An 18,386-nucleotide genomic window follows, 5' to 3' on the forward strand; every position below is an offset into this window, starting at 1 on the left:
CATGCGCAGGAGCTTCAGCAGGCACCGTCGTACCTGGTACGGCGTCATCGGTGCCGCCGTGATCGTGGCGCTCATCCTGCTCGTCACCGGGATCGGGCAGGCGCACATCGGGAAGAAGTCGTACTCAGCCGATTTCGCCCAGGCCGGGGGTATCCGGCCGGGCGACAAAGTGCGCGTTGCGGGAATCGACGTCGGTGAGGTTGCCGACACATCGCTCGAGCGGGATCACGTCAAGATCACCATGAAGGTCGATCGCGATGTGAACGTCACCTCCAATGGGTCCGCTGAAATCAAGATGTCGACGCTGCTCGGACAGCGCTACATCGATGTGTCGCTGGGGGATTCGTCGCAACCCGCGCCCGATGGTCGGATCGCCAAGACCGCGGTGCCCTACGACCTGCAGAAGACTCTCGAAGTGGGCACGCCGGTGATCGCCGGTGTCGACGTCAAAGCGTTGGCGCAGAGCATCACGACGCTCAACGCGCAGCTCTCGGATGCGCCTGCGCTTGCCCGACCGACGATCGATTCGGTCGTCGAGATGTCGAAGATCATCACCAACCGCAAAGACCAGATCACCCAACTCCTCGCCGACACGAACACGGTGACCTCGGTGGTGAACGACACCCAGACGCAATTGGCGGTCATCGTCGGTCAGGGTGGACAACTCGCTCAGAAGATCGTCGCGCGTGAGGCATTGGTGACCAAACTCCTCGATGGTGTTGCGGCGCTGGCTGATCAGACGCGAGCCGTCGCCGCCGAGAACGGCAACAGCTTCGCGCCGATCCTGGCGAACCTCAACACCATCAGCCAGGGCCTGCAGAAGAACCAGGAGAATCTGCGCAAGCTCCTGCAGATCCTTCCGGTCACCTCACGCATGCTGAACAACATCATGGCCGACGGACCACACTCCACCGGATATCTCCCGTGGGGCCTTTTCCCCGACAACTGGCTGTGTACCGCACGTGTGGTGGACGGGTGCTGAGCATGGGAATGAGTCGACACGTGATCACGAATCCGCACTGGCGTAGGCCGACGATCATCGTCGCGCTGACCGTCCTGGTCGTCGCATTGCTCTCGGGGTGCTCGCTGGTCCCGGCGAGTTGGAAGGTGGCCGTCGGCTCACAGATCAAGGTGACCGCCTATTTCCCGAACGTCGCCGGTCTGTACAAGGACAACGACGTCGCGGTCCTCGGAATGCCGGTCGGGCAAGTCACTTCTGTTGAGCAACAAGGCAATCGCGTCAAGGTCACCTTCACCATCGACAAGAACGTCCCGGTTCCGGTCGACGCGACCCCCGCGATCGTGAACACCTCGATCGTCACCACCCGCCACATCGAGTTGACGCCGACCTATTCCGGCGGACCGAAACTGACAGACGGTGCCGTCCTCAAGAACGAGGGTCGGAGTCCGGTGGCCGTCGGAGATCTGTTCGACGCCGTCGATCGACTGGTGTCGTCGCTGAGTACCGACAAGGATGGCGAGGGGCCGATCGCCGATCTGGTGGACATCACGTCGGGCACGACGTCGGGAAACGGCGAGCGTATCCGTGAGGCAATCAACCAACTCGGCTCTGCGACAGACGTGTTCGCGGGCAACGGCGACCAGCTCACGCAGATCATCAAGAACACACAAAAGCTGACCGGTGCGCTGACCGCGAACTACCCGAAGATGAAGCAGTTCTCGTCGTCGATCAGTCAGGTGTCCTCGATGCTGGGTCAACAAGCTCCGGGACTGACGGCGACACTCGACGATCTCAATCAGACGCTGCTCAACACGTCGCAGTTCCTCGGCAACAACTCGACGACCATCAGCGACTCGACGGGCAGACTGAGCGCGCTGGTGCGCAATCTGAGCGACTACTCGCGTCAGGTGGTCGAGACGATCGACGTCGCGCCGCTGCTGTTCCAGAACCTGGCCAACACCGTATCGCCGGAGCAACGCGCGTGGCGCTTGCAGGTGCTCCTTGACAAGTCGCTGATCGACGGTGAGGCGCTCAACCAATTCTGCCAGTCGATCAACCTGCAGAAGAACGGCTGCCGAACCGGTCAGCTCAAGGATTTCGGGCCAGACCTCGGCGTGTTCTCGAGTCTGCTGGAGATGAGCAAATGAGGCAGTACACGATTACGCTGGGCAGGCCGCGATCGCCCATCTCGCGCGCCGCGATCGCGGAACATCTGCGGCCGATGCGTCGGATAGTTCGGACGCAGATGGGTCTGACGCAGTCGGGTCGGACGCAGTCGGGTCGGACGCACGGAATGCGCCGACGCGGCGACGCGCGTCGAGGTGTCCCGGCGATCCTCACGCTGATCGTCGCGGCGACCGTCGGACTGTGCGGCTGCAGCGCGATGCCCGGCCTCACCGTCGAACAGCTCCCGCTACCTGCTCCCGGTGGGATCGGCGACGGCAAGACGCTCATCGCGCACTTCGACAACGCATTGAACCTGCCGACCCGCGCGAAGGTGAAACTCAACGGCACCGACGTAGGTGAGGTCAGCGACATCGCGGTGCGCGACTACACCGCGATCGTGCAGATGAAGGTCGCAGGCGACGCGCAGATCCCCGCGGGTACCGGGGCACAACTGCGACAGGCGACGCCCCTCGGTGATGTCTTCGTCGCTCTCATGCCTCCGGCGAACGCATCGGGTCCCTCGGTTGCCGACGGCACGGTGCTCACCGGCCCGACGTCGGCTGCGGCGACCGTCGAGGACATCCTCGTCTCCGCGGCCGCAGTGGTCGACGGGGGATCGCTGGGGTCGTTGCAGCAGATCGTCACCGAGCTGAGCGCTGCCGTGGCGGGCGGACCGAGCAGCCCCGGCAATCTGCAGGGCGCCATCAAGGAATTCACCACCGCGATCAGCAGACTGAACGCCAACTCCGCCGAGGTCGACCGTTCGTTCCGCAACACCTCCGTACTGACCGCGGATCTCGCCGCGGGTCGACCGCAGATCATGGCGGCCATCAACAAGCTCGGCCCGGCGATCGACACCATCGACGACCAGATGAACCTGATCTTGTCGACGCTCGACAAGACGAACAGCGTCACCGACGCGGCGAATGACTTCCTCGGCAGCAATTCGGACAGCTTCGTCTCGCTGGTCGGGAGTTTGCGAACCCTGACCGCCGAATTGCGCGACATACCACCGATTCTCGGGCCGGTGTCGCGCAATCTGGGTGAGCTGACGCCGAAGTTCGCCAAGACGATTCGAGGCAACTCTGTTGCGAGTTCAGCAAAGTTGTACTGGCTCACAACGGGATTCGGGTTCGATTCGGCCAGCAGACTGCCCGAACTGCAAGACCTCCAGGCTGGTGGGCAGTCGCTCGAGCAGACGCTGACCCGGGTTCTTGCGCAACTGAGCGGCACGAAGGGATGCTGCGGATGATCACCTGGTTGCGAAAGCACTCGAGTCTGCTCGGCAACATCGGGCTCGTCGTCGTCATGCTGGTCGGCCTCGCCTACATCGGGTTCGGTGCGCTGAGTTGGCGCCCCTGGCAGGGCTCCTACCACCTCACGGTCAACTTCCCGATTTCCGGTGGACTACAAGACAGTTCACGTGTGACGCTCCGCGGCGTCAACATCGGAAAGGTCGAGTCGCTTCAGGTGCAACCCCAGTCGGTGCAGGCCAACCTCACCATCGACGACGACGTCAAGATCAACCGGAATTCCCTGGTATCGGCATTGGGCTTGTCGGCGGCGGGCGAGCAGTACGTCGACTTCACGCCGACGACGAGCAGCGGTCCCTATTTCACCGACGGCGACACGATCGAGGTCAATCAGACGCACGTCACCGCGCCGTTCCCGGCGTTGCTCGAGTCGTCGTTGAATGTCATCAGTCAGATAGACCCCGTGAAACTCCGTGCCACAGTGTCGAGTCTCGACACCGCGCTGACCCCGGAGGCCGGGCAGACCAATCAACTCCGAGTGTTCTTCGACGCCGCGGGCACAGTCTTCACCGACCTGCGTCGGGTGCTGCCCGAGACCACCAAACTCATCCAGCAGACCGGTACGATCCTCGCCACGACCGCCAACGTCCAGCCCGACCTGGGGACGGCGGTGTCGGGCGCGAGTGCAGTGGTGAACTCGGCCGTTGCCGCGAACGGAGAACTCAACACGTTGCTCGGCAAGGGACCCGCTCAGCTCACCAGCCTGAGCGGCTCACTGAGTCAGATCCGAGATCCGTTGACCGGGGTGGTCCAACAGGTCGCAGACATCGCGCGTCAGGGCGCACTGCGCGCACCCGCTCTGGCGACCCTGCTGCCGTCGATCCGCGACGCCTCCTACATCAGCCAGGACATGTTCCACGACGGTGCGTGGTGGGTCATGGCGTCGATCTTCCCGCGGCCCTACTGCAACTACGCGGTCACCCCGATCCGCCCGACCAAGGTGCTCGAAACGGTGATTCCGACCAATCTGTACTGTGTCACCGAAGACAAGAACCAGCAGATCCGAGGTTCGGCCAACGCGCCCCGACCTCCCGGGGACGACACCGCGGGACCGGCACTGGGAGCCGACCCGAACGCACGGACGGTACCGCTGGGATAGGACTGGTCTACCGCCGGGATACGACGGTGTGGCCGCCGTGACGACCACGGCCGAATCCACCCGCGAAGCCGCACATCGCGCCCGCACCCGGGGCGGGCGAGCACACTGAACTGGAAGCACATGACAGCCGACAAGAACAGCACCGACGACAACAACGTCGACGACAACAGCACCGACAAGATCGACACCGACGACGCGCAAGAAGTCGGCACCGGTAAGACAGGCGCCGAGAAGATAGATGCCGAGAAGGTAGATGCCGAGAAGGCAGATGCCGCAGCGTCGGACGATGTCACCGAGCGGCAGGCTCCTCGGACGAAGAGTGCGCGTGCGGCGGCTCGCAGGTCCAGCGCAGCCGCCGACGGGACCCCTCAGGAGACCGCCGCTCAGAAGGCCGAGGGCAGTGCATCAGGCGACGCGGCAGAGCCGGAGAAGAAGGAGCGCAAGGGTTCTCGTCAGGTCTCTGTCACCATCAGCACCGCGGGAATTCTCAAGGTGCTCGCAGGGATCGTGGTTGTCGCGCTGATCGTGGGTGCCGGACTGCTCGGTTGGGGCTACTACCGCGACCAACAGAAGTTGGCTGCCTTCGACGATGCGAAGTCGGCGTCGTCGGTCTTCACGGTCAAACTCGTCAGCACGATGAATTCCGACGCCGTCGGCGACATGAAGACCCTGCTGGGGCCGCTGAGTACCGGAGAGTTCAGACAGAATCTCGAGCGTGAGCAGACTGACGGCTCCAAGGCGCTGCGCGATCTCAACGTCAAGGCCACTCCGACGGTCAAGTCGGTGTCGGTCGAGTCGTTCGATGCCGATCGTGCCTCGACGGCCGTGCTCGTCGAGGTGTCCGGCACGAGCACGATCGCACCCAGCGGCGGTAAGGAGCTGATGCTCGTCTGGCTCAACCTGGTGAAGGAAGACGGTTCCTGGAAGGTGTCCAAACTCAGTGGGGCACAGGCCGGTTTGGGGCAGCAGCAGGGAGCGAGCGGTCCGGCCGCCGATACGCAGGGCGGTTCGCAGAGCCCCGCGCCGGCCGCACCATCACCCGCCGCGCCTGCTCCTGCTCCCGGCGGCTGAGCCAACAGCGGCGACGTCGGCCCCAGTCGCCGACGCCGCGCCGGTTGCCACAGAGGTGTCACCGTCGCCTGCACGTACCAGGATGGTCACAGGGTTCGCGGCACGTAGTTCCCCGAGGTCTGCGACGCCCCGATAGACCTTGTCCGACAACACATCGCGCCAGGTCCCGGTGGGTATGTCGAGGAAGGTCAGCGCCGCGTCGTCGATGAGGCTGTGAGTGAATCGGGCCGTCACGACGATCACCTCGGGCACCTCGTCGACGACGCGTCCGAACGCGATCGCGTGGTCGGCGCCCGGCCCGTCGGCGTAGAGCGGTAGGTAACCGCTGTCGCGATCGAATGCTGCCGGACGTGCTGCGCGTACCGCGAGTGCCGCACGCACGACCCGCGCCTTGGGGTGATCGAGCGATCGGTCGTAGTCGACGGGGCGGCGGTTGTCGGGATCGACGAGCGAGTCGTCCCACCACTCGGTCCCCTGGTAGACGTCCGGTACGCCCGGGCACAGAAGCGCAATCGCCTTGCGTGCCAGCGCCTCTTGCTCCCACGCCGAGGCGATCCGCGAGACAAAACGTGAGATCAACTCGGCTGCAGCACCTTTGGTGATCTCGTCGATCCAGGCGTCGATCTGGCCCTCGAACTCCTCGTTGACGTCGGTCCACGACGTGTGCAGTTCGGCCTCCCGCGTCGCCTTGCGCGCGTAGTCGTACAGGCGCTGTCGGAGTTCGTCGCTGACGGTCGCGCTGCCGGGGGGATCACCGATCGGCCAGACGCCGATGATGTTCTGCAAGAGGAAGTAGCCGGTGAGGTCATCCGGCGGGGGCCAATTCGACCAGAGCTCGTCGACGAGCAGCGACCACCGTTCGGGTACCTGGGCGAGCAACGCGATCCGAGCGCGCACGTCCTCACCGCGTTTGGTGTCGTGCGTGCTGGTCGCCGTCATGGCCAATGGCCATTGCGCCGCACGAATCGCGTTGTGGTCGTGGAAGTTCTGCAGGCTCATGGTGGGGTCGGCGGGGTCGCTACCCACCTCGAGCGACGAGACGAGTCGCGCTGTCCGGTAGAAGAGGCTGTCCTCGATACTCTTTGCAGTCACGGCACCGCCGGTCTGCGCCAGGCGAGAACTCGCGGCACCCTCGTGCGCTGTCGCAGTGATCACGGTATCGATGGCGGCCGCGAGATCTGCTCTGCGCGCGGCGATCTCGGTCGCTGTCGTGATCAGCAGGGGGCGTAGCGAAGGGTAATCGGCGCGGTACACGGGCAGCGCCGCGATCAGCTCGGCGGTCGCTTCGGCGACCGCGTCCGAATCGGCGTCGGGATCAGAATGAGTGATCGCGCGGACCAATCTGCGGTGTTCGCTGCCGAACTTGTCGTGCAGCGTCTGCAGCTTGCGTTCGCGCTCCTGTGTGTGCAGCCAATGCGAATCACCCGGTACGCCGGTGACGCGCAGGTGGATCTCGTCGAGTTCGACGACTCCCGACGGCGCGGTGAACACCGCGTCGATGATCCGCATCTGGTCGTATCCGGTCGTCCCCTCGACGGGCAAGGTCGGTTCGAGTTGTTCGTCGGCCGCCAGGATCTTCTCGATGTACAGCAGCGAGTCGGGACCGATGTCGCTTCGCAACTCGTCGAGGTAGGCCATCGGTTGCCAGAGTCCGTCGGGATGGTCGACGCGTAGGCCGTCGATGAGCTCGGCGTCGAAGAGTTCGTTGATCCAGGTGTGCGTTGCGCGATAGACCTCATGGTCTTCTTGGCGTAGGCCCGCGAGCTCGTTGACCGTGAAGAATCTGCGGTAGCCGATGAGGCCGCTGTCCCACGGCACCAGCCGATAGTGTTGGCGCGCATGCACATCCTGTGCGCTACCGCCGAGAGTTCCTGGTGCGGTAGGGAATTCGTGGTCGCAATAGCGCAGCACGCCGTGCGAGTCGACGGTCAGCGGCGACAGGTCGCCGTCGGAGGCGACAACGGGGATCGCGATCTTGCCGTCGCAACCGTTCTCCGACGAGAAATCGACGTCGAAGTACGACGCGTACCGCGATCCGGAGCCGCGCCGGAGTAGATCGGCGAACCACGGGTTGCGCATCACCTCGGCGACACCGGTGTGGTTGGGCACGATGTCGACGATGATTCCCAGGCCATGCTCGGACGCCGCGACCCGGAGTGCGCGGAGCCCCTCGAGGCCACCGAGCGTGGCAGACACCTGGGGTGGTGGAACCCAGTCGTAGCCGTGCGTCGACCCTGGCATGGCGGTCCCGATCGGTGACAGATAGATGTGGCTGATGCCCAGCGCCACAAGGTGATCCAGGATGCCGATGGTGGCGGCGAAGTCGAAATCCGGTGTCAGTTGTACCCGGTATGTGGCGATCGGGTGTGGGCGATCGCTTGTCGTCATGCCAGCGTGCGCAAGACGAGGAGTGAACGCGCGCCGATCGTGACCGTGCTGCCGCAGGGCGCCGACTCGATGTCGGAGTCGCCCTGCGGATGTGTGGTGTCCAAGACGCCCTCCCACTCGTGGCCGAGCCGTTCGGAGGCCAACGTGAACTCGATGTCCTCGTAGTGTGCGTTGAAGCAGATCATGAAGCTGTTGTCGGAGATGACCTCACCGCGTTCGTTTTTCTCCGCGATGCCGTTGCCGTTGAGGAAGACCGCGAGACTCTTGCCGAATCCGCTGTCCCAGTCGGCGGTCGTCATCGCCTCGCCCGAGGGCGTCAGCCACACGATGTCGAGCATGTCCTCCCCCCATCGGATCGGCTTGCCCGCGAAGAAGCGTCGACGTCGGAACACCGCATGCTTGGTGCGCAGGTCGATGGCCTTGCGGGTGAACGCGAGAAGGTCCGAATTCTTGTCGGCGAGAGACCAATCCATCCACGCCAGCGGCGAGTCCTGGCAGTACACGTTGTTGTTGCCCTGCTGGGTACGACCGATCTCATCGCCGTGCGCCAGCATCGGGGTGCCCTGCGACAGAAACATCGTCGCGAGGATGTTGCGCTGTTGGCGCGCGCGGAGTTCGTTCACTTCCGGATCGTCGGTGGGACCCTCGACGCCGCAGTTCCACGACCGGTTGTGGCTCTCGCCGTCACGGTTGTCCTCACCGTTGGCCATGTTGTGTTTCTCGTTGTAGGACACCAGGTCTCGCAACGTGAAGCCGTCGTGCGCGATGACGAAGTTGATACTCGCCGACGGCCGTCGGCCCGTGGACTCGTAGAGATCCGACGAACCGGTGAGCCGAGAGGCGAACTCTCCCAACGTCGCAGGCTCACCGCGCCAATAGTCGCGCACGGTGTCGCGATACTTGCCGTTCCACTCTGTCCACAGCGGCGGGAAGTTGCCGACCTGATAGCCGCCCTCGCCGATATCCCACGGCTCGGCGATGAGCTTCACCTGGCTGACCACCGGGTCCTGTTGCACCAGATCAAAAAAGGCCGACAGGCGATCGACGTCATGCAGTTCGCGGGCGAGCGTCGACGCGAGGTCGAAGCGGAAACCGTCGACGTGCATCTCGAGCACCCAATAGCGCAGCGAGTCCATGATGAGCTGCAGCGTGTGCGGATGGCGTCCGTTGAGGCTGTTGCCGGTGCCCGTGTAGTCCATGTACATCTCGGGCTGACCGTCGACGAGTCGGTAGTAGGCGCCGTTGTCGATGCCGCGGAAGCAGACGGTCGGACCGAGGTGGTTGCCCTCCGCGGTGTGGTTGTAGACCACGTCGAGGATCACCTCGATGCCTGCAGTGTGGTACGCACGTACCATCGCCTTGAACTCGGTCACCGCGCTGGCGGGCTGATCCGGGTTGGACGCGTACTCGAGATGCGGCGCGAAGAAACCAAACGTGTTGTAGCCCCAGTAATTGCGTAAACCCTTGTCGCGCAGCACGAAGTCCTGCATGAACTGGTGCACGGGCATGAGTTCGATCGCCGTGATGCCAAGTTCTTTGAGGTGGTCGATGATCACCGGGTGGGCAAGGCCGGCATAGGTGCCACGCAACTGCTCCGGGATGTCGGGATGGGTCGCGGTCATGCCTTTGACATGCGCTTCGTAGATGACCGTCTGGTGATAGGGGCGTCGTGGCGCGCGGTCGTGCTGCCAGTCGAAGTACGGGTTGATGACCACGGACAACATCGTGTGACCGAGTGAATCGAGTTGCGGCATCGACGGCGACCGGTCGGCCGACACGTCCTCGGCGGGCGTGATCGTCTCCGTGTCGGCATCTTCGATGAGGACTTCGACGTCGTCGGCCGTGTCTTCGACGGTGGTCTCGGCGTCGTCGACGGTGGTCTCGGCGTCAGCTGAGGGATCGTCGGCCTCGCCTGTCGACGGGCCCGCGTCCCCGTTGGCGGTCGCGATCTCCGGTTCCTCTGCCGAGGCTCCGGTGTCCGCGGTGGGGTTGTGCGCGCCGGCAGTGGTGGCCGACGAGGTCTCGTAGTCGTCGGAGTCGGGGTCGGCGGTGGCGCGCAACGACTGTTCGGCGGGGACGACGGGCGGTTCACCACCATCGTCGTCGGACTCGGACGACGCCATGGGATAGGAGAACAACGACTCGTCGCCGTCGAAATCTCCGTGAAATGCCTTGCCGTACGGGTCGAGCAGCAGCTTTGACGGGTCGCAGCGCAACCCGCTCGCCGGATCGTAGGGGCCGTGGACGCGATATCCGTAGAACTGGCCTGGGCCGATGTTCGGCAGATAGCAATGCCAGCAGTAGCCGTCGACCTCGTCGAGACGAATGCGACGCTCGTGCCCGTCCCTGTCGATCAGACACAGGTCGACTGCCTCGGCGACCTCGGAGAACAGCGAAAAGTTGGTTCCCACACCGTCATACGTTGCGCCGAGCGGATATGGCGTACCCGGCCAGACCGGGATGGGCTCGGGCTCGGGAGCGACGAGCGCGTCAGCCTGTTCGGGGCTGTCCGGCGGCAGCGATCCCAGCGTCGACTCTGATGTACGCGGGGGAGTGGCCGTCGTCGCATCGGCTGTCTGTCCGACGCTCTGGGCATCGGTGCCGGGTGCCGGCTCGTGAGGTGCCGTGTCGTCGGTCGGCGGTACGGTCATGCCCACCTTTTCGCAGTCATGCCATGACCCTAGTCGCGATACGCGCCGTCTTCATCTCGAGGAAAAGCCGCACCCGTGTGCGTTGGACGACACCCCGCGGTCGGTCTGCATCGGCCTACTCCGCGAGGAGGTCGCTGAGCCGACGACCGCTGGCGCGTCAGCGGTGGTTGGGACCGGTCCAGGGCAGGGCCTGTGTCATCTGGCGTTCGAGCTCGTCGGTCAGACTGCGCACGTACGTGGCGCTCAGATGATGCCAATCCTTGTAGACGATGATGTTTCCCACGACTGCCGGGCATTCCGTCGGGGTGCAGATGCCGTTCGACACGTCGAGCGGATGGAACAGTGGCTTGCCGTCGGCGAACGGCGCTGCGGGATCGGTCGGGGAGAGCACCCGCGCTCGATCGGAGCCGCACTCGGATGCGGTGCCGCCGTCGGACAGGCACGTCGGGGTGTCGAGAGCGCCCGTCGGTCCCATCGGCCACGGTGTGTCGCGCATGCCGAGAACGGGGATGCCCGCATCCATGAATTGCGTGAAGATCGGCTTGTAGTCGTCGGGCATCCAGTCGCCCGGCTTGTAGTCGCGCGGACGGGTCGAGTTGGTGAACACCGCGTCGGGTTTGTCGGCGATAACCTTCGCCATCACGCGCTGCACCCAGTCGTGGCATTGCCGATACGGCACACCCCGCTGCTTGGGCACCAGCTCGGTGGACAGCGGGCACCCCATCTTCAGGTAGGTCGTGACCTTGAAGTGGTTGCGCTTGCCCAGTTCGTCGAGTGCGGTGATCCAGAACTCGGCGTGCGAACCACCCGCGAGGGCAATCGTCCTCGTCGCGGTCGGGTCACCGTAGACGCCGACGTGGATCTCCGGGTCCTCGAACGAACTCATGAAGCCCTGCGTCGAGGTCTCCGGGAAGTCGCCGAGCACTGCCAGCGGTGTCGGTTGGGGATCGAGCGCGGGCACCGGCCAGCCGTTGAGCAGAGCGCGGGCGCCGGGGTAGGAGTGCGGGTCGAGATTCGCTGTGTTGACGACGGTGTTCGCGACGTGGCGGTCCCATGCATTGACGCCGACCGCGACGCCGATCGACAAGACGACCAGCACGGTGGTCACCACCGACGTGTAGCTGAGCCACCGCGAACGTCCCTGTCGGTCGCCGCGGGCCAGCTTCGCGCGGTCGCCGCCCCGCAGCGGATCCTCGACGTAGCGCTTGGTCAGCCAGGCCAGACCGATGGACACGGCGAGGAGCCCGATGCCCTCGATGACGTTGGCGTGGTCTTTGCCGCGCCAGGTCAGATAGAAGATCAGCAGTGGCCAATGCCAGAGGTACAGCGAGTACGCGATGGTGCCGAGCCATACCGGTACCCGGCTGGACAGCGCCCGGTTGACCGCCGGTTGCGACTGATCGATCGCTTCATGCCTGGACCGAGGACGCTCGAGCGCGGTGGCTCCCGCCCAGATGATGACGAGCGTCGAACCGACCGGCACCAGTGCCCATGGACCCGGGTACGAGTCGACGCCGTCGATCCACCACCCACAGGTGATGATCAGGCCGAGAGCGACGATCGCCGCACCGTTGCGGAGCCACCGGGGAACGTGCCAGCGCGGCAACCAGATGGCGAGCAGACCGCCGGCGAGTGGCTCCCACAGTCGCGAGAGGGTGTCGTAGTAGTTCCACTGTTGATTGACGCCCATCCGCATGTGCGCCCAGTAGAACGAGACGGCGGCGACCGCCAACAGTGCGAGGCCGACGAGAAGACGGATCGTCTTCGGCTCGGCGATCGGTCGGATGATCGCCGACAGCAGCTTGATCGTTCCGGCAGCGATGACCGCGGCGAACAGCATGCCGACGAAGAACTGCCCCTGCACCGACATCGACCAGATGTGCTGCAGCGGACTGTTCGCTGAACTCGCCGCGAGATAGTCCTGCGAGTTCAGTGCGAGATACCAATTCTGGTAGTACAGCGCCGACGCACGCAGCTCGCGCCCGATGTTGAGCCAGCGGGTCTGCGGAAGCACGATGACGGTCAGGATCGCGACCGCGATGAGGACCGTGAACAGCGCCGGGAGCAGTCGACGCAGCAGTCGTTTGAGGCGCGGCCACGGGTTGAGCGCCTCGATGAACGTGACGTGCGACGCCTGGCTGTTGATCGCGTGACGCAGCAGCGATCCGATGAAGAAGTAACCCGACAGTGCGAGGAAGACATCGACGCCGCCGGACACCCTGCCGAACCAGATGTGGAAGCAGGCAACCAGCATGATCGCGATCCCGCGGAGGCCGTCGAGATCGGTGCGATACGCGGGGAGCGGTGGGACGGGCTCGTTCCGGTTAGGGGTCGTCACCACTTGGGTTGGGGCTGCCACGTCTGTCGTGCTTGCTTCCGTGTCGGGGGTTGGGACGAGTCGGTGGCGACCTATCCACACACACGCGCGCGGTGGACGACAACCGCCGTACTCCGCGTAGGAGGCTACCCGCCGCAACTGTGAAAAACCCATTCCAGCGGGTCCGACATACTGAGCAGAGGGGTGTCGCGACGGCGCAGAGTGGTGTCGCGAGGCGTCTGCTCAGTGAGTCGCGCGCGCTCGGTGTCGAGCGCCGTCGAGTAGTACGCCGAGCGCGTCGTCGAATTCTGCTGCGAAGTCGCGACCCGACGGGCCGGTGACCCCGAGCCGTTCCATCTGGGCCCGCGTCTGTTCCTCGATCGTCAGCCCGATGATGAGCTGGCATATCGCGGTGGCGACTCCGTGCGCGTCGCGCGGGGTGAGTCCGCCGGAAAGCGCGACGTCGGTCAGGTCGTCGGACACCGTTCTCGTCGCAATTCCACTGGCCCACGCCGACGAGACCACCTCCGCGCTGTCGGGAACAGCGAGCAGCGCCGTCCGCATCCCGATCGCGATGTCGGCAAGTCTGGCGTCCCACGGCTGATCGGGGTCCGACGGGTCGATGTCGCCGAGGATGTCGTCGGCCAGCGCGGCCAGCAGCGACTGCTTGTTGGGAAAGTGCCAGTACAACGCGTTGGGGCGGACACCGACTTCGGTTGCCAGCCTGCGCATCGAGAGGTCGGCGAGGCTGTAGTCGGTCAGGATGCCGCGCGCGGCGCGCAGGACGTCGGCGCGGTTGTTGCTCACCGCGTCAGGGTATCCAGGCCGTCCGGCCGTGACGCAACCTGTACAGCGTTCAGGAGGAGCCTGTACAGTGTCCAGGAGTTCGGGCCTGAACGGTGTCCAGGACCACTCTAAGCCGGCGAGGAGGGACGCACCACATGGATGCAGCCGACATCAGCCGCGTCGACGCAGCACACATCTGGCATCCCTACGGCGCCATGCCGTCGCCGACGCAACCGCGTGTCGTCCGCGGCGCCGACGGCGTGCGACTCACACTCGCCGACGGCGGTGCGGTCATCGACGGAATGAGCTCGTGGTGGGCCGCCATCCACGGTTATCGCCACCCGGTCCTCGACGCCGCGGCGCGCGATCAACTGGAGTCGATGAGCCACGTGATGTTCGGCGGATTGACCCACGAGCCCGCCGCGCGGCTCGCGCAGTTGCTCGTCGACATCACACCAGCACCCCTGCAGAAGGTGTTCTTCTGCGATTCGGGTTCGGTGTCGGTCGAGGTCGCGGTGAAGATGGCGCTGCAGTATTGGCGCAGTCGTGGCAGGCCGGAACGCACGCGCCTGCTGACCTGGCGCGGTGGGTACCACGGCGACACCTTCACCCCGATGAGCGTCTGCGATCCCGAGGGTGGGATGCACGCGATGTGGCGTCGGGTTCTGGCCGACCAGGTGTTCGTGCCCGCCCCGCCCGCGGAGTTCGATGCCGACTATGTCGACTCCCTAGAGGCCGCTGTCGTCGCGCACCGCAACGAACTCGCCGCGATCATCGTCGAACCTGTCGTCCAGGGCGCCGGAGGTATGCGTTTCCACGACCCCGCCTATCTCGGGGAACTGCGTCGAATCTGCGACGAGCACGATGTGCTGCTGATCTTCGACGAGATCGCCACCGGATTCGGCCGCACCGGCGAGCTGTTCGCCGCCGACCACGCGCGCGTCTCGCCCGACATCATGTGTGTCGGCAAGGCGCTGACCGGCGGCTACCTGACGTTGGCCGCGACGCTGTGCACCACCGCGATCGCGGAGACGATCAGTGCGGGTGAGGCCGGTGGATTGGCGCACGGTCCCACGTTCATGGCCAATCCGCTCGCCTGTGCGATCGCGGTCGCCTCCACCGAACTACTGCTCGACGGTCCGTGGCGACGCCGCGTCGCCGACATCTCCGACCTGCTCGCGCGAGGACTTGCGCCACTGAACGACGTGGCCGGTGTTCGTGATGTCCGCACGTTCGGGGCCATCGGCGTCGTCGAACTCGACGACGAGGTCGACGTCGCCGCGGCCACGGATGCCGCCGTCGACGCCGGTGTCTGGTTGCGGCCCTTCCGCAACCTGATCTACACGATGCCGCCGTTCGTCTGCACCGACTCCGACGTCGAGACGATCTGCTCCGGAATCGCCGCGGCCACAACGGCGTCGTGTGCACAGTTGGTCGGCGCAGGAGGTGCCCGATGACATCGGAGTACGACACGCTGCGTTCCGGGCTGCGCGGCCTCGACATGGCGCAGGCCGCGAGCGGCACGGCGGTCGACGACGCGTCCGCCCTCGACTGGCTCGCCGATGCCGCTGCGGCACGCAATTCGGCTGGGCTGCACCGTGTCCCATTCGTCCGCGACGCCGGAGCGTCGATGCTCAACCTGGCGTCCAACGACTATCTCGGACTCTCGACACACCCCGCAGTGCTCGCGGGCGCGCATGCGGCGCTCGACGAGTTCGGAGCGGGGTCGACGGCGTCGCGACTCGTCGCGGGCACTACACGGTTGCACGTCGACTTCGAGGACGACATCGCCGACTTCATGGGTTTCGATGCGGCACTGTGCTTTTCGTCCGGCTACCTCGCCAATGTCGGAGCCATCACCGCACTCGTCGGCCGCGGCGACCTCATCGTGTCCGACACCGGAACCCACGCGTCGCTCATCGACGGGTGCCGACTGTCGCGCGCGCGAGTGGTCGTCGTCGGCCGCGGCGATGTCGCGGCCGTCGCAGCGGCACTCCGTGGTCGCACAGAAGAGCGGGCACTGGTCGTCACCGATTCTGTCTACTCGGTCGACGGCGAACCGGCACCCGTCGAGCAGCTCTACCGCGTTGCCCGCGAACACTCTGCGGCGCTGCTCGTCGACGAAGCGCATGCACTCGGAGTACGCGGACCAGGCGGCAGGGGACTGATCGCCGAAGTCGGACTGTCCGGTGCGCGCGATCTCGTCGTCACGACCGTGTGCTCCAAGTCACTCGGCGCACAGGGCGGCGTGGTCCTTGCGACTTCTGCTGTCCGTGAGCACCTCATCGACGTCGCGCGCACCTTCATCTTCGACACCGGACTCAGCCCGGCAGCCGTCGGTGCGGCGCGTGCTGCGCTGGGGGTCTTGCGTGCGCAGCCGGAGCTACCGGACCGATTGCGGCACAACGCAACCCGCATGGCTCGCAGCCTCGGTGCGCCGGTCCCGGCTGCCGCGGTGATCTCGCGCATCGTCGGCGACCCGCAGCCCGCGGTCGACGCCGCCGCACGGTGTCGGGACAGCGGTGTGTTGGTCGGGTGTTTCCGACCGCCATCGGTACCGCCGGGGACCTCAAGACTGCGCCTGACGGTGCGCGCCGATCTCGACGACGCGACCGTCGACCGCGCCGCAGACGTCATCGGCACCGCTCTGGCCGAAGGCGGAGGTACACGATGACGGGACGTGCACTCCTGATCACCGGCACCTCGACCGACGTGGGTAAGACGATCGTCACCGCTGCGCTCGCGTGCGTTGCGGGAAGCTCGGCGAGTGGCGTCGGCGTGGCGGTGTGCAAACCCGCGCAGACCGGCGTCGAGCCAGGCGAGCCGGGTGATCTCGCGACTGTTGCCCACCTCGCGGGTGTCGCGGATCTGGTCGAGTGTGCGCGCTATCCGGAGCCGCTGGCGCCGGAGACCGCGGCGATGCGCGCAGGACTCGCCCCACTGAGCCTCTCGACCATCGTCGACGCTGTCACCGAGCTGGTTTCAACTCATCGGTTGACCCTCGTCGAGGGAGCAGGCGGGGTACTGGTGCGCCTCGCGCCCGATCTCACCGCACTCGATGTCGCGTACGCGATCGGAGCGGACGCGGTCGTCGTCGTCCAGGCAGGCCTCGGTGCGCTCAATCACGCCGAGCTGACCGTCGAAGCGTTGCGGGCGAACCGAATTCGTCCCGCCGGCCTCGTCATCGGCTCGTGGCCGCGCGATCCCGACCTCGCCATGCGATGCAATCGCATCGACCTGCCCCGGCTCACGGGTGTCCCCGTCGTCGGCGTCATACCGGACGGTGTCGGGGAGCTCGAGCCCGATCAGTTCCGGGCCGCGGCGCCCACCTGGTTCGATCCCGACTTCGTCGCAGACCTCAATTCTCGTTCCGCGCCCGACAAGATCGCGGCAGATCAGCCCATCGAAGGAGTTCACGCATGACACAGGCACCCGTAGATCCGACGCTCGACGCCGCGACCGCGCAGGCGTCGTCGGTCGTCGCGTCGTCGACCGACATCCTCGACGTCGCGCGCGCCCAGGTTCTCGAACGCGGAGAGCCCTTGGATCGCGACCAGGTGCTCGAGGTGCTGCGGCTTCCCGCCGAGCGCCTCACCGAACTGCTGCAGGTCGCCCATGACGTCCGGATGCGGTGGTGCGGACCGGAGGTCGAGGTCGAGGGCATCATCTCGCTCAAGACCGGCGGCTGCCCGGAGGACTGCCATTTCTGTTCGCAGTCAGGGCTTTTCGCGTCGCCGGTGCGCAGCGCGTGGATCGACATCCCATCGCTGGTGGAGGCTGCCAAGCAGACGGCGAAGACCGGCGCGACGGAGTTCTGCATCGTCGCGGCCGTGCGTGGCCCGGACAAGCGACTGCTGTCGCAGGTGGCCGCGGGAATCGAAGCCATTCGCAATGAGGTCGACATCCAGATCGCCTGCAGCCTCGGCATGCTGACGCAGGAGCAGGTCGATCAGTTGCGTGACATGGGTGTTCACCGCTACAACCACAACCTCGAGACCGCGCGCAGCCACTTCCCGAACGTGGTCACCACCCACACGTGGGAGGAGCGGTGGGACACGCTGCGCATGGTTCGCGACGCCGGTATGGAGGTGTGTTGCGGTGGCATTCTCGGCATGGGGGAGAGCCTCGAACAGCGCGCCGAGTTCGCGGCAGACCTGGCTGCGCTCGAACCCGACGAGGTTCCGCTCAACTTCCTCAATCCGCGTCCGGGAACCCCGTTCGGCGACCTCGACGTGCTGCCTGCGGCCGAGGCGCTCAAGGCCGTGGCGGCGTTCCGCCTCGCTCTGCCGCGCACGATCCTGCGTTTCGCGGGTGGCCGCGAGATCACGCTGGGCGACCTCGGCGCCAAGCAGGGAATCCTCGGTGGCATCAACGCGGTCATCGTCGGCAACTACCTGACCACGCTCGGCAGGCCTGCCGAGGACGACCTCGATCTCCTCGACGACCTCTCGATGCCGATCAAGGCGCTCAACGACAGCATCTGAGTCCGGCGCCGAGAACGGGCGGATTCGGCTCGGCGCCGGGAGCGTGCGAGCGGGCCGTCTCGGCTCGGCGCGGGGAGCGTGCGAGCGGGCCGTCTCGGCTCGGCGCGGGGAGCGTGCGAGCGGGCCGTCTCGGCTCGGCGCGGGAGCGT

13 protein-coding genes are annotated in these 18,386 nt (G+C 65.7%); 9 read left to right on the forward strand and 4 right to left on the reverse strand.

Annotated elements, in window-relative coordinates:
• Position 1 precedes the first annotated feature (1 nt).
• The 5 genes from GOSPT_RS09710 (at position 2) to GOSPT_RS09730 (ending at position 5,611) form a co-directional block, all read left to right on the forward strand.
• On the forward strand, positions 2–982 hold the full coding sequence (locus tag GOSPT_RS09710) for an MCE family protein (RefSeq protein WP_005205661.1): 981 nt from the start codon (positions 2–4) through the stop codon (positions 980–982).
• An 8-nt stretch (positions 983–990) separates the two neighbouring features.
• Positions 991–2,109: an MCE family protein gene (locus GOSPT_RS09715; protein ID WP_039855507.1), complete on the forward strand. Its 1,119-nt coding sequence runs from the start codon at positions 991–993 to the stop codon at positions 2,107–2,109.
• Positions 2,110–2,207: 98 nt separating this feature from the next.
• Complete coding sequence (locus tag GOSPT_RS09720; protein ID WP_245548700.1) at positions 2,208–3,380, forward strand: MlaD family protein; 1,173 nt, start codon at positions 2,208–2,210, stop codon at positions 3,378–3,380.
• Positions 3,368–4,540, forward strand: a complete 1,173-nt coding sequence (locus tag GOSPT_RS09725; RefSeq protein WP_005205666.1) for an MlaD family protein — start codon at positions 3,368–3,370, stop codon at positions 4,538–4,540. Before GOSPT_RS09720 ends, GOSPT_RS09725 begins: the two co-directional genes overlap by 13 nt.
• 120 nt (positions 4,541–4,660) lie before the next feature.
• Entirely contained in the window at positions 4,661–5,611 is a 951-nt protein-coding gene (locus GOSPT_RS09730) for an Rv1363c family protein (RefSeq protein ID WP_005205669.1), read from the forward strand.
• On the opposite strand, the gene treY is transcribed toward GOSPT_RS09730, so the two are convergent.
• The 4 genes from treY to GOSPT_RS09750 form a co-directional block, all read right to left on the reverse strand.
• Positions 5,576–7,999 (reverse strand): malto-oligosyltrehalose synthase, encoded by a 2,424-nt coding sequence (gene treY, locus GOSPT_RS09735; protein WP_005205671.1) that lies wholly within the window; start codon positions 7,997–7,999, stop codon positions 5,576–5,578. The genes GOSPT_RS09730 and treY overlap by 36 nt on opposite strands.
• A complete protein-coding gene (gene glgX, locus GOSPT_RS09740) occupies positions 7,996–10,650 on the reverse strand; it encodes a glycogen debranching protein GlgX (RefSeq protein ID WP_005205673.1) in 2,655 nt (884 codons plus the stop codon). Before glgX ends, treY begins: the two co-directional genes overlap by 4 nt.
• A gap of 157 nt (positions 10,651–10,807) precedes the next feature.
• Positions 10,808–13,009, reverse strand: coding sequence for an acyltransferase family protein (locus GOSPT_RS09745; RefSeq protein WP_039855464.1), 2,202 nt, complete (start codon positions 13,007–13,009; stop codon positions 10,808–10,810).
• Between the two features lie 201 nt (positions 13,010–13,210).
• Entirely contained in the window at positions 13,211–13,774 is a 564-nt protein-coding gene (locus GOSPT_RS09750; protein ID WP_005205678.1) for a TetR family transcriptional regulator, read from the reverse strand.
• A 134-nt stretch (positions 13,775–13,908) separates the two neighbouring features.
• On the opposite strand from GOSPT_RS09750, the gene GOSPT_RS09755 reads away from it, so the two are divergent.
• From GOSPT_RS09755 to bioB, 4 genes are read left to right on the forward strand one after another with little or no spacing between them, the layout of a single operon-like run.
• On the forward strand, positions 13,909–15,210 hold the full coding sequence (locus tag GOSPT_RS09755) for an adenosylmethionine--8-amino-7-oxononanoate transaminase (protein WP_005205680.1): 1,302 nt from the start codon (positions 13,909–13,911) through the stop codon (positions 15,208–15,210).
• A 44-nt stretch (positions 15,211–15,254) separates the two neighbouring features.
• Positions 15,255–16,427: an 8-amino-7-oxononanoate synthase gene (locus GOSPT_RS09760; RefSeq protein WP_039855511.1), complete on the forward strand. Its 1,173-nt coding sequence runs from the start codon at positions 15,255–15,257 to the stop codon at positions 16,425–16,427.
• The gene (gene bioD, locus GOSPT_RS09765; RefSeq protein WP_005205684.1) at positions 16,424–17,176 is read left to right on the forward strand and encodes a dethiobiotin synthase; all 753 of its coding nucleotides are present in this window, start codon (positions 16,424–16,426) and stop codon (positions 17,174–17,176) included. Before GOSPT_RS09760 ends, bioD begins: the two co-directional genes overlap by 4 nt.
• Complete coding sequence (gene bioB / locus GOSPT_RS09770) at positions 17,173–18,237, forward strand: biotin synthase BioB (protein WP_005205686.1); 1,065 nt, start codon at positions 17,173–17,175, stop codon at positions 18,235–18,237. Before bioD ends, bioB begins: the two co-directional genes overlap by 4 nt.
• The last annotated feature ends 149 nt before the right edge of the window (positions 18,238–18,386 follow it).

The sequence above is a fragment of the Gordonia sputi NBRC 100414 genome (assembly GCF_000248055.1).
Classification (GTDB): Bacteria; Actinomycetota; Actinomycetes; order Mycobacteriales; family Mycobacteriaceae; genus Gordonia; species Gordonia sputi.

Bases quoted from the DNA above. Each gene is read 5' to 3' on its own strand.
- GOSPT_RS09710 (WP_005205661.1), top strand. From the start codon at position 2: ATGCGCAGGAGCTTCAGCAGGCACCGTCGTACCTGGTACGGCGTCATC.
- GOSPT_RS09715 (WP_039855507.1), top strand. From the start codon at position 991: ATGAGTCGACACGTGATCACGAATCCGCACTGGCGTAGGCCGACGATC.
- GOSPT_RS09720 (WP_245548700.1), top strand. From the start codon at position 2,208: ATGGGTCTGACGCAGTCGGGTCGGACGCAGTCGGGTCGGACGCACGGA.
- GOSPT_RS09725 (WP_005205666.1), top strand. From the start codon at position 3,368: ATGCTGCGGATGATCACCTGGTTGCGAAAGCACTCGAGTCTGCTCGGC.
- GOSPT_RS09730 (WP_005205669.1), top strand. From the start codon at position 4,661: ATGACAGCCGACAAGAACAGCACCGACGACAACAACGTCGACGACAAC.
- treY (WP_005205671.1), bottom strand. From the start codon at position 7,999: ATGACGACAAGCGATCGCCCACACCCGATCGCCACATACCGGGTACAA.
- glgX (WP_005205673.1), bottom strand. From the start codon at position 10,650: ATGACCGTACCGCCGACCGACGACACGGCACCTCACGAGCCGGCACCC.
- GOSPT_RS09755 (WP_005205680.1), top strand. From the start codon at position 13,909: ATGGATGCAGCCGACATCAGCCGCGTCGACGCAGCACACATCTGGCAT.
- GOSPT_RS09760 (WP_039855511.1), top strand. From the start codon at position 15,255: ATGGCGCAGGCCGCGAGCGGCACGGCGGTCGACGACGCGTCCGCCCTC.
- bioD (WP_005205684.1), top strand. From the start codon at position 16,424: ATGACGGGACGTGCACTCCTGATCACCGGCACCTCGACCGACGTGGGT.
- bioB (WP_005205686.1), top strand. From the start codon at position 17,173: ATGACACAGGCACCCGTAGATCCGACGCTCGACGCCGCGACCGCGCAG.